At 69.6% G+C, this 8,080-nt stretch carries 9 protein-coding genes and 1 pseudogene; 1 reads left to right on the top strand and 9 read right to left on the bottom strand.

Annotated elements, in window-relative coordinates; translation table 11 throughout:
* The 6 genes from RT309_RS04490 to rpsB form a co-directional block, all read right to left on the bottom strand.
* Positions 1–444: DivIVA domain-containing protein (locus RT309_RS04490; protein WP_313355695.1), on the bottom strand; the 444-nt coding region annotated here is incomplete at its 3' end.
* Positions 444–1,604 (bottom strand): phosphatidate cytidylyltransferase, encoded by a 1,161-nt coding sequence (locus RT309_RS04485; protein ID WP_313355694.1) that lies wholly within the window; start codon positions 1,602–1,604, stop codon positions 444–446. The genes RT309_RS04490 and RT309_RS04485, both read right to left, overlap by 1 nt.
* Before the next feature lie 4 nt (positions 1,605–1,608).
* Positions 1,609–2,163, bottom strand: a complete 555-nt coding sequence (gene frr, locus RT309_RS04480) for a ribosome recycling factor (protein ID WP_313355693.1) — start codon at positions 2,161–2,163, stop codon at positions 1,609–1,611.
* Between the two features lie 74 nt (positions 2,164–2,237).
* A complete protein-coding gene (gene pyrH / locus RT309_RS04475; RefSeq protein ID WP_313355692.1) occupies positions 2,238–2,954 on the bottom strand; it encodes a UMP kinase in 717 nt (238 codons plus the stop codon).
* Positions 2,955–3,044: 90 nt separating this feature from the next.
* Positions 3,045–3,872, bottom strand: coding sequence for a translation elongation factor Ts (gene tsf / locus RT309_RS04470; protein WP_313355691.1), 828 nt, complete (start codon positions 3,870–3,872; stop codon positions 3,045–3,047).
* 42 nt (positions 3,873–3,914) lie between these two features.
* Positions 3,915–4,826: a 30S ribosomal protein S2 gene (rpsB, locus tag RT309_RS04465; RefSeq protein ID WP_313355690.1), complete on the bottom strand. Its 912-nt coding sequence runs from the start codon at positions 4,824–4,826 to the stop codon at positions 3,915–3,917.
* Positions 4,827–5,124: 298 nt separating this feature from the next.
* Here rpsB and RT309_RS04460 point away from each other — a divergent pair, with 298 nt between their 5' ends.
* On the top strand, positions 5,125–5,619 hold the full coding sequence (locus RT309_RS04460; protein ID WP_313355689.1) for a M23 family metallopeptidase: 495 nt from the start codon (positions 5,125–5,127) through the stop codon (positions 5,617–5,619).
* 21 nt (positions 5,620–5,640) lie between these two features.
* Here the strand turns inward: RT309_RS04460 and RT309_RS04455 are convergent, their stop codons facing one another.
* From RT309_RS04455 to RT309_RS04445, 3 genes and pseudogenes are all read right to left on the bottom strand, one after another.
* Complete coding sequence (locus tag RT309_RS04455) at positions 5,641–6,543, bottom strand: tyrosine-type recombinase/integrase (RefSeq protein WP_313355688.1); 903 nt, start codon at positions 6,541–6,543, stop codon at positions 5,641–5,643.
* A gap of 109 nt (positions 6,544–6,652) precedes the next feature.
* Positions 6,653–7,828 carry a DNA-processing protein DprA gene (dprA, locus tag RT309_RS04450; protein WP_313355687.1) on the bottom strand — a complete coding sequence of 392 codons (1,176 nt, stop codon included), beginning with the start codon at positions 7,826–7,828 and terminating at the stop codon, positions 6,653–6,655.
* A pseudogene (locus tag RT309_RS04445) lies at positions 7,825–8,080 on the bottom strand (ATP-binding protein); the annotation flags it as partial. The gene dprA and the pseudogene RT309_RS04445, both read right to left, overlap by 4 nt.

Below are 8,080 nucleotides of genomic sequence, written 5' to 3'. Positions count from 1 at the left end.
GATGCGGCCGCCGACGTGATCGACCTCATCCATCCGGTAGCCGAAGGTCAGGATGCTCGTGCGTGCGAACCGCTTCTTCGCGGGCCGGCTGAGGTGATCGAGCACCTGCTGAGCGTCGTCCCGCGCGCGGGCCACCCAGGCATCCACACCCACGCTGCTGATCGCCCGCTCGCGGGTGCGCTGCGCGAAAGCATCCTCCACCCGAGCAAGGGCGGCATCGACATCAGCGATGACGTACCCTCCTCTGACCAGGGGGAAGGATGCGGCACGCACGTCGTCCGCCCCGAAATCGTCGCGCGACGCCTCGAACGCCGCACGGGCGGAGTCGAGAAAGCTGTCGACCGCCGCACGGTGGTATCCGCGCTGGCGCCCCGTGGCCAACGGGAATGCCGGCGGCGCCTCGTCGTGTGCGGAGACGAGCATCTCGAGGTCGGAATCAGTCATCAGGATCCGATCAGAGGGGTGAGCAGGTGGTACAGGGCGAGCGCCGGAACGGTGGAGGGAAGGATGCTGTCGAGCCGGTCGAGCAGACCGCCGTGTCCGGGAAGCCAGGAGCTCATGTCCTTGATGCCGAGATCGCGCTTGAGCATCGATTCGCCCAGATCGCCGATCGTGGCGAAGATGAGGATCGCCGCGCCGAAGATCAGACCGCACCACCAGGGCAGCTGCAGCAGGAAGATCGCGAGGAGCACGCCCACGGCGAGCGAGCCGACCACCGCACCGCCGAAGCCCTCCCAGGTCTTCTTCGGGCTGATCCGCGGGGCCATGGGGTGCTTGCCGAAGGCGAGTCCCGCCGCGTATGCGCAGGTGTCGGCGGCGACGGCGACGGCGATGAATCCGAGCACCCACCACTCGCCGTTCTCCCGGCTCAGCAGCATGAGCGCCACCGAGGTCAGGAACGGCACGTACACCTGCACGAACGCCCCGACCACGACATCCGCGAGCACGGCGCCGTACGTGCGACCGTCCGCGGCGATCATCTGCCCGATCATCCGCCACACGCTGACGAAGGCGACCGCGGCGATGAGCACGACCCAGCTCAGCCAGAGTGCGGCGAACGGTCCGGTCAGAAGAACAGCGGCACCCGCGATCAGCTGCGGGGCGATGTCCACCCGACGGCCGCCGGTGCGCAGTGCCCGGGACAGCTCGTAGGTGCCGAGCAGACCGGCCGCGATCGCGATCGGCAGGAACAGCCATTTGATGAACAGCAGGGACGCGATGAGCACAGCGCCGAACGCGACGCCGATCAGGATGGCCACGATCAGATCGCGACCCGTGCGCTGCTTGATCCGCTCGTTCGCCTGATCGAACTGCTCACGGGCCTGCGTCACGTGGGACTCGAACTCGCCGCGCCTGGCGCGCCACTGCTCGCGCAGCGCATGCGACTCCGCCCCGTCGACGGCCGGCATCGGCGGACGAGGCGGGATGCGCCCGGCGTCGAAGGCCGGGAACGCCGCATCCGAGAGGTGTCGTTCCGCATCCACGCCGCCGCTGCCGTCGCCGGGAGCCGGGCGCGCCGACCCATCGCCGCCCGCGGGAGCATCGCCCTGACGGGCTTCTCGTCGCGTCAGCGGCTGTTCGCCGGAATCGCTGTCGCCTGCCATGCCGTCAGACCTCGAGCAGCTCTGCCTCTTTGCGCTTGAGCGCGTCATCGATCGCGTCGACGTACTGACGGGTCAGGGCGTCGAGCTCCTTCTCGCCGCGAGCGAGCTCGTCCTCGCCCACCTCGGCCTTGAGTCCGTCGAGCTGATCCTTCGCCTTGCGACGGATGCCGCGGATCTGCACCTTGGCGTCCTCTCCCTTGGAGCGCACGAGCTTCACGTACTCCTTGCGGCGCTCCTCGGTCAGCTCCGGCATCGTCACACGGACGATGTTGCCGTCGTTCGTGGGGTTCGCTCCGAGGTTCGGCATGTCGCGGATGGCCTGCTCGATCGCGCGCAGCGCGCTCTTGTCGTACGGGGTGACGATGAGCGTGCGCGCCTCGGGGTTCGCCATCGAGGCGAGCTGGGCGATCGGGGTGGGCGAGCCGTAGTAGTCGACCATCAGCTTCTGGAACAGCTGCGGGTTCGCGCGCCCGGTGCGGACCGTGGCGAAGTCCTCCTTGGCGGCGTCGACCGCGCGGGTCATGCGTGCGGTGGTATCAGCGAGGACGTCCGCGATCACGGGTGCTCCTTAGGTCGTGGTTATGGAACGATTCTATCCGGCGTTGTGCCGCCGAACCCTGAGCGACAGGTCGATCAGGGGGTGACGAGCGTGCCGATCGGCTCGCCGAGCAGCGCCTTGGTGACGTTGCCCGCCGGCTCCATGCCGAACACGCGCATGTCCATGTTGTTGTCCATGCACAGGCTGAATGCGGTGGAGTCGACCACCTTGAGACCGCGCTGCAGAGCATCGCGGTAGGTGACCTGCTCGATGCGCTCGGCGCTGGCATCCTTGTTCGGATCGGCGGTGTAGATGGCGTCGACCCCGTTCTTCGCCACCAGCACCTCCTGCGCGCCGATCTCCAGTGCGCGCTGGGCGGCCACCGTGTCGGTCGAGAAGTACGGCAGACCGGCGCCGGCGCCGAAGATGACGACGCGACCCTTCTGCATGTGCCGCTCAGCGCGTCGCGGGATGTAGGGCTCTGCCACCTGGGTCATCGAGATGGCCGACTGCACGCGCGTGGCGGCGCCGGCCTGCTCGAGGAAGTCCTGCAATGCGAGGGCGTTCATGACGGTGCCGAGCATGCCCATGTAGTCGGCACGGCCGCGGTCCATGCCGCGCTGGCTGAGTTCGGCGCCCCGGAAGAAGTTTCCTCCGCCGACCACGATGGCGATCTCGACACGGTCCACAGCTGCCGCGATGTCACGGGCGATCTGACCGACGATGTCGGGATTGACGCCGAGCTGGCCTCCGCCGAACGCTTCGCCGGAGAGCTTCAGGAGGACGCGCCGGCGTCCGGTGCCTTCGGTCATGGATGGGTTCCTCTCGTCCCGATTCAAGATAGTGCCTTCTGGGCATGAAGAAGGGGGTCCGGATCTCTGATCCGAACCCCCTGGAGGCTGTTACGCGCCGACCTTGAAGCGCGCGAAGTCGGTGACGGTGATACCGGCATCCTTCGCGACCTGGGCCACGGACAGCTTGTTGTCCTTCGCGTAGTCCTGCTCGAGAAGCGCGACCTGCTTGAAGTACGCGGTCACGCGACCCTCGACGATCTTCGGCAGGGCGGCCTCGGGCTTGCCCTCGTTGCGGGAGATCTCGGTGACGATGTCGCGCTCCTTCTCGACCTCGGCGGACGGGACGTCCTCGCGGGAGAGGTACGACGGGTTCGCGAACGAGATGTGCTGCGCGATGCTGCGAGCGGTCTCGGCGTCCGAACCGCTGTAGGCGACGACGACACCGATCTGCGGGGGCAGGTCCTTGCTGGTGCGGTGCAGGTACACCGAGACGTTGTCTCCGGTGACGGTGCGCACGCGACGCAGCTCGACCTTCTCGCCGATGATGGCCGCCTCGTCGGAGATCAGCTGCTCGACGGTCTGCTCGCCGGCCGGAGCGGCGAGTGCCGCCTCGACCGAGTCGGCGGCGACGGCTGCGACAGCGTCGGCGACCTTGTCGGCGAGCGTGATGAAGCGCTCGTTCTTGGCGACGAAGTCGGTCTCGCAGGCGAGCTCGATCAGCGTGACGCCGCCGTCGATCTCACGAGCGACGACGAGGCCCTCGCTGGTGGAGCGGTCGGCACGCTTCGCGTTGCCCTTCGCGCCCTTGAGGCGAAGGATCTCGGTCGCCTTCTCGACGTCTCCGCCAGCCTCTTCGAGCGCCTTCTTGGTGTCGACCATTCCGGTGCCGAGCTGCTCGCGCAGCGCCTTGATGTCGGCGATGGTGAAGTTGGCCATGTGTGGTGGCTCCTTGCTTCGTATCTGAACGTGTGGGGTGACTTAGTTGGCGTCTGCCTCGGCGGCGGGAGCCTCAGCGGCCTCTGCCGGCGCCTCGGCGGCATCGGCTGCGGGAGTCTCGGCGGCCTCAGCGGGCGCCTCGGCTGCCTCAGCGGCGGGAGCCTCAGCGGCCTCAGCGGGTGCCTCGGCGGCCGGAGCGTCGGAGCCCTCGAGGAGCTCCTTCTCCCACTCGGCCAGCGGCTCTGCGTCGCCCGACTCCGGGTTGTGCTTCTGCTGCAGGCCCTCGGCCGCGGCGTCGGCGATGATGCGCGTCAGCAGCGAGACCGAGCGGATCGCGTCGTCGTTGCCGGGGATCGGGTACTGGAAGTCATCCGGGTCGGCGTTCGTGTCGAGGATGCCGATCACGGGGATGCCGAGCTTCTTGGCCTCGTCGATGGCGAGGTGCTCGCGCTTCGCGTCGACGACCCACAGCGCCGACGGGGTCTTCGACAGGTTGCGGATGCCGCCGAGCGACTTGTGCAGCTTGTCGAGCTCGCGCTTCTTGAGAAGGAGCTCCTTCTTGGTGAAGCCGGACGCCGCGGGGTTCTCGTAGTCGAGCTCCTCGAGCTCCTTCATGCGAGCGAGACGCTTCGCGATGGTGGAGAAGTTGGTGAGGAGGCCACCCAGCCAGCGCTGGTTGACGTAGGGCTGTCCGACACGGTCGGCCTGCTCGGCGAGGATCTCCTGCGCCTGCTTCTTGGTGCCGACGAAGAGGATGGTGCCGCCGCGGGCGACGGTCTCCTTGACGAAGTCGTACGCCTGGTCGATGTACGACAGCGACTGCTGCAGGTCGATGATGTGGATGCCCGAGCGCTCGGTCAGGATGAAGCGCTTCACCTTCGGGTTCCACCGGCGGGTCTGGTGTCCGAAGTGCACGCCGCTGTCGAGCAGCTGGCGGATGGTGACCACAGCCATGGTCGTCTCCTTGTTCTGACGCTGTCGCGTCGTTGAGGTTGATTCGCCGGTCGATCGACCGGCAGTCCTGGTGCCCGGCGCACGCCCGCCCGCTCGGAGGAGCGGGACCTGTGGGAGTGGATGCCACGACCTGAGTCGCTGTGGGCACGCGTAGTCACCTCGATTTCGAGGTGCTCCCCCAGTGTACAGGATCGTGCTCTGCGTGAACGTCCTGCACAGGTGCATGAATCAGCCGGTTTCTCCCCGGTCATCGGCATCCCGCGACTCGCGGCGACGGCGGATGGGCGAGGGTGGGGCGATGCGCACCCGCTTGATCGCCATCGTCCTCTCGCTGTCCCTGTCGCTCGTCGGCGGCACGGGCGATCCGCCCGCGGTCGAGGGCACGTGGGAATGGCCGGTCGACGGCGCCCGGTCGGTGGTCGAGCCGTTCCGCGCTCCCGCGCATGAGTACGGCCCGGGCCATCGCGGGATGGATGTCGCTGCCGTCGCGGGCGCTGATGTCCGCGCTCCTGCCGCCGGCGTCGTGGCGTTCCGTGGCACCGTGGTCGATCGTCCGCTGATCACGATCGATCACGGCGGCGGTCGTGTGAGCACCTGGGAGCCGGTCGCGTCGGCGTTGTCTCCCGGTGACGTGGTCTCCGCGGGGGATCTGATCGGGACGGTGGCGGCGGGTGGCCACGCGGAGCGCGGCACGTTGCATGTGGGCGTGCGACTGGACGTTCGCTACGTCAACCCGCTGCCGCTGTTCGGCGAGGTGCCGCGGGCGATCCTGCTCCCGTGCTGCGAGGTGTGAGTCTGCAGGCTGCCCCGTATGTCACGCGCGTGGATGGGCGAGGCGGTAGCCGGCGAGCAGCCGCTCGGCCGACACGTGCGTGTAGATCTGCGTCGTGCCGAGGCTCGCGTGCCCGAGGATCTCCTGCACGGTGCGAAGATCGGCTCCGCCATCGAGCAGGTGGGTGGCGGCGGAGTGCCGGAGTGCATGCGGCCCGACGTGATCGGCTCCCACGAGAGGACCGAGTACGCGGGAGACGAGGGCGTAGACGGTGCGGGAGCCGATGCGCGCTCCACGCGCGCCGAGGAACAGCGCGGGCGTCGTCTGCGCGGCGCGGCGCATCAGTGCCGGGCGACCCCTGGTCACGTACGCGCCGATCGCATCGGCGGCCGGCGCACCGTACGGGACGACCCGCTCTTTCGCGCCCTTGCCCAGCACGCGCACGGTGCGTCGGTTCATGTCCACGTCGTCGATGTCGATGCCGCACAGTTCTGAGACGCGCATGCCGCTGCCGTACAGCGCCTCGAGCATCGCATGGTCGCGCAGCGCGACCGGGTCGCCGTCCGCGGCCACTGTGCGATGCCGGTCGAGCAGCTCGCGCATGCCGTCCTGCGAGGCGACGAGGGGAAGGGTCTTGGCGCGCTTCGGCGTCACCAGGCGGAGGCTGGGGTCGACGGCGATGAGCTCGCTCTCGTGCGCCCACCCGAAGAACGAGCGCGCGGCGGCGGCGCGTCGAGCGAGCGTCGACCGGGCGTCGCCGCGCTGCGTTGCCCGCCACAGCCATTCACGCAGCGTCTCGAGGTCGATCTCGCGCAGGTCGGCGTCGCCGACGACGGCACCGAGGTCGGCGAGGTCGGAACGGTAGGCGCGCACGGTGGCGGGCGACAGCCGTCGCACTCGATCCAGGTACGACGTGAAGGATGTCACCGCGTCCGCATACCTCACCTCTCCAGCATGCCGCTCCCCCGCGGCTTCGCGTACGGGCGCGCCGAAAGATCGCGCCGTGCTGCGTCATCTGCTGCCGCACGGGCGCGCCGTCACTGCAGGCGCACCGTCACTGCAGGCGCACCCACCCGTCGTCGCGCTGTGCGACCAGGCCATCGAGGGCGACGAGCCCGAGCAGCGAGCGCACCCGCTCGATGGAGAGGCCGCTGCGGCGGGCGATGTCAGCCGTCTCTCGGGCGCTGCGCGTGCTCATCGCGTCGAAAAGCCTGGTGCGATCGTGCTCCGGGGCGGCGGACGGCGCTGCTGTGGCCGCCGTCTCACCCCACAGCTCTCTGACCTCCTGGGCGCTGGTGACGCACACCGCGTCGTACTCCCGCAGCAGCCGATGGCATCCGGCCGATGCCGCTGAGGTGATCGGCCCGGGCACCGCGCCCAGCGGGCGGGCCAGCGACGACGCGTGACCTGCGGTGTTCAGCGTGCCGCTTCGCCAGCCCGCCTCCACCACGACCGTCGCCAGGCTCGAGGCCGCGATGAGCCGGTTGCGCGCGAGGAAGCGCCACTTCGTGGGCGCCGTTCCGCAGGGCACCTCGCTCAGCACGACGCCCGCCTGCCGGATCCGATCGAACAGCTGCTGATGCCCGATCGGGTACGCCCGGTCGACACCACCGGCGAGGAACGCGGCCGTCGACCCGCCGACGCCCAACGCCGCCCGGTGCGCCGCCCCGTCGATCCCGTATGCGCCTCCGGAGACGACGAGCGTCCCACCGGTCGCCAGGTCGCCAGCAAGCTCGGCGGCGACGTTCTCGCCGTACCCCGTGGCAGCCCGGGCGCCGACGATCGCCGCCGCGGTCTGAGCGCCCAGCACATCCGCGTCGCCCCGGGCCCACAGCAGCACAGGCTGATGGACGTCGAGGTCGTCGAGCCCGTCCGGCCAGAGCTCGTCACCGGGCAGCAGCAGGCGCGCTCCCACACTGTGCGCGGAGACCAGTGCATCCCGGACGGCGCGTGTGCTCGCGCGAGGCCGCCAGCGCGCCGTCGCCTCCGCGAAAGCCCGGGGTGCAGCCACACCTGGGGGCATGAGGCTCGACTCACCGAACACGATGCGCAGCGCCTCCACCGCACCCAGGCTCTGCAGCAGGGCGCCGGCGACACCATCGCCTGGCTCGACGAGAACCGACCACGCCACCCGCGCCGCCACCTCGTCCGGGTCCGCATCCGCACGCAGCAGGCGTGCGGCCGAGCGCAGCTCCGGGTCATCGATGAGTTCGAGTCCGGTGGCGATCATGCGAGGAGTCCTTTCTTGAGGAACAGCGCCTGCCCGAGCTGATCGGCTCCGGGCGATGACAGGCCGGCGAGATCGCTGAGCGTCCAGGCAATCCGCAGCACCCGGTCGTACGCGCGCAGGGTGACCGCGCCCCGCTCCAGTGCCCGATCCAGCGGAGCCCGCACCGCGGGAGGCAGACGCAGCGCGCCCTGTCGAAGCCGCTCCCCCGGCACCGCGCCGTTCACGCGCCACGGGCTCGCGCGCCACCGCTCC

Origin of the sequence: Microbacterium sp., from assembly GCF_032084865.1 — a bacterium.
Classification (GTDB): Bacteria; Actinomycetota; Actinomycetes; order Actinomycetales; family Microbacteriaceae; genus Microbacterium.
This window is presented reverse-complemented; position numbering and strand designations above follow the sequence as displayed.

Bases quoted from the DNA above. Each gene is read 5' to 3' on its own strand.
- RT309_RS04485 (WP_313355694.1), bottom strand. From the start codon at position 1,604: ATGGCAGGCGACAGCGATTCCGGCGAACAGCCGCTGACGCGACGAGAA.
- pyrH (WP_313355692.1), bottom strand. From the start codon at position 2,954: ATGACCGAAGGCACCGGACGCCGGCGCGTCCTCCTGAAGCTCTCCGGC.
- tsf (WP_313355691.1), bottom strand. From the start codon at position 3,872: ATGGCCAACTTCACCATCGCCGACATCAAGGCGCTGCGCGAGCAGCTC.
- rpsB (WP_313355690.1), bottom strand. From the start codon at position 4,826: ATGGCTGTGGTCACCATCCGCCAGCTGCTCGACAGCGGCGTGCACTTC.
- RT309_RS04460 (WP_313355689.1), top strand. From the start codon at position 5,125: ATGCGCACCCGCTTGATCGCCATCGTCCTCTCGCTGTCCCTGTCGCTC.
- dprA (WP_313355687.1), bottom strand. From the start codon at position 7,828: ATGATCGCCACCGGACTCGAACTCATCGATGACCCGGAGCTGCGCTCG.